2 protein-coding genes are annotated in these 2,369 nt (G+C 75.7%); both read left to right on the top strand.

Translation table 11 applies throughout. The annotated features are described in order from the left end of the window. Positions 1 to 104 precede the first annotated feature (104 nt). Positions 105 to 827: a Flp pilus assembly protein CpaB gene (gene cpaB / locus B7P34_RS35705; protein WP_189383287.1), complete on the top strand. Its 723-nt coding sequence runs from the start codon at positions 105 to 107 to the stop codon at positions 825 to 827. Between the two features lie 14 nt (positions 828 to 841). Then, positions 842 to 2,369 (top strand): AAA family ATPase (locus B7P34_RS35700; protein WP_106682260.1); only part of this gene is annotated, 1,528 nt, incomplete at its 3' end.

Genomic DNA, 2,369 nt, shown 5'->3' with positions numbered 1-2,369 from the left:
GGCGGCCTCCGCCGTCCCGGCCCGCCGCTGAGCACCGTCCTCGGCGCCGCCCGGTCCGCCGCCGGGCCCGCCCGGTCACGTCCCCGAACGAGGTTCGCCGCCCCATGAATTCACGCCAGCGCCGCGGGATCATCCTCCTGCTTCTGTCGGTGCTCTGCGCCCTCGGCGCGTTCGCCGGAGTCTTTGCGGTCGTCCACGACGCCGAGTCCAAGCTCGGCCCCGAGGCCACCGCGTACCGGCTGAAGGCCGACATCCCGGCCTACCAGCACCTGGAGGACGCCAAGGACCGGTTCGAGAAGGTCTCGATGCCCCGCCGCTGGCTGCCCTCCACGGCCGTCACGGACCTCCGCTACCTCGACGGCAAGATTTCCGTCACTCCCCTCCGTAGAGGATCGCTGCTCCAGCAGGACATGGCCGTCGCCCGGCCGGCGCTGCGGCCCGGGCAGCAGGAGATCGCCATCATGATCGACGCGGCGACGGGCGTCGCGGGCAAGATCTACGCCGGGGCGAAGGTCAACGTCTACGCCACCTTCGACGGCAAGGACCAGGGCGGCAAGCCGGTGTCCAAGGTGATCGTCACCAACGCCCAGGTCATCCAGGTCGGCAAGCTCACCCCCTTCGACCGCGACAGCGGCAGCGGCACGGCCGGGGTGCGGCGCGGGGGCGAGGCCGTGCCGATCACCTTCGCGCTGGACACCAAGGACGCCCAGCGGGTGGCGTACGCGGAGTCCTTCGCCTCCCACGTCCGGCTCGCGCTGGTCGCCCCCGGCGGCGACGACGCGGTCAGCGGCAGCGACCGCACCTACACGCTCGACGGCGACAAGTAGAGCAGGGGAGAACGGTGACCATCAGGATCCTCCCGGCCGTCGGCGACCCGGACGCCGCCCGCGCCATCGGCGGCCTGCTCGGCCAGCTGCCCGGCGTCGAACCGCTGCAGGCCGTCGGGGACTCGGCCCGCCTGCTCGACACGCTCGCCGTGCTGGCGGCGGCCTCCGTGGACGAGCTCCCCGAAGTCGTGCTCGTCCACGAGCGGCTCGGCCCCCTGCCCGCGCTGGAGGTCATCCGCGAAGTGGCCCTGCGCTTCCCGGCGACCGGCGTCGTGCTCGTCACCGCCGACCAGGGGCCCGCGCTCTACGCCGCCGCCATGGACGTGGGCGCGCGCGGCCTCGCCGGGCTGCCGCTGTCGTACGACGAGGTCGGCGCCCGCGTGCAGGCCGCCGCCCACTGGGCGACCGGCGTCCGCCGCCACCTGGGCAGCGGCGGCGAGGGGTCCGGAGGCGGGCCGGGCGGGACGCTCCTCGCGGTGGTCGGCGCCAAGGGCGGCGTCGGGACGACCGTCACCGCCGTCCAGCTCGCCCTCGCCGCGTGCGCCGCGGGACGGAGCGTCGCCCTTGTCGACCTGGACCTGCAGTCGGGCGACGTCGCCTCGTACCTGGACGTGCAGTTCCGCCGGTCGATCGCCGACCTGGCCGGCATCAGCGACATCTCGCCGCGGGTCCTGCAGGACGCCGTCTTCCCGCACCCGACGGGCCTCGGGCTGCTGCTGGCGCCCGCCGAGGGGGAGCGCGGCGAGGAGGTCGGCGACCTCGCGGCGCGGCAGATCGCGGCCGCGCTGCGCAGCCGGTACGAGCTGGTCATCGCCGACTGCGGCACGCAGATGACGGCCGCGGGCGCCGCCGTCGTGGAGACGGCCGACGTGGCGCTGCTGGTGACGACGCCGGACGTGGTGTCCGTACGGGCCGCGAAGCGGATGGTGCGGCTGTGGGACCGGCTGCAGATCCGCAAGGCCGCCGACACGGTGACCGTCCTCAACCGGCACACCCGGCACAGCGAGATCCAGCCCGCCCTGGTGGAGCGGACGACGGGCACGCGAGCCGCCCGTACGACCGTCCCGGCGGGCTACAAGGAGCTGCAGCCCGCCGTCGACTCGGGCCGGATGCAGGACCTCGACGCCCGCTCTGGCGTGCGGCAGGCCCTGTGGACCCTCGCGGGGGAGCTCGGCCTGGTCACCGCACCGGGCGCGGGCGCCGGGCCCTTACGCGGCGCCGCCGCCCATGCGGGCCGGTCGCTCACCGGCGGCGCACGGCGCAGGCGGGCCATAGGGAGCGGCGGCGGCACCGGGGCGGATCAGCTCTCTCCCGTGCCGATGGGCCGCTTCCGGCGGCGCGGGGGCGGCGACCGGGGGCAGGTCGCCGTGGAGTTCCTGGGCGTCCTGCCGCTGATCATCGTGGTGCTGGCGGTGGTGTGGCAGTGCGTGCTGGTCGGCTACACGTACGCGCTCGCCGGGGACGCGGCGGACAAGGGCGCGCGGGCGGCCGCGGTCGGGGGCGACTGCGCGGCGGCCGCGCGGGCGGACCTGCCGGGGGCGT

Source organism: Streptosporangium nondiastaticum, assembly GCF_003011965.1.
GTDB lineage: Bacteria > Actinomycetota > Actinomycetes > Streptomycetales > Streptomycetaceae > Streptomyces > Streptomyces nondiastaticus.
This window is presented reverse-complemented; position numbering and strand designations above follow the sequence as displayed.

Excerpts from the sequence above, each read along its gene's own strand:
- cpaB (WP_189383287.1), top strand. The coding sequence starts at position 105 with ATGAATTCACGCCAGCGCCGCGGGATCATCCTCCTGCTTCTGTCGGTG.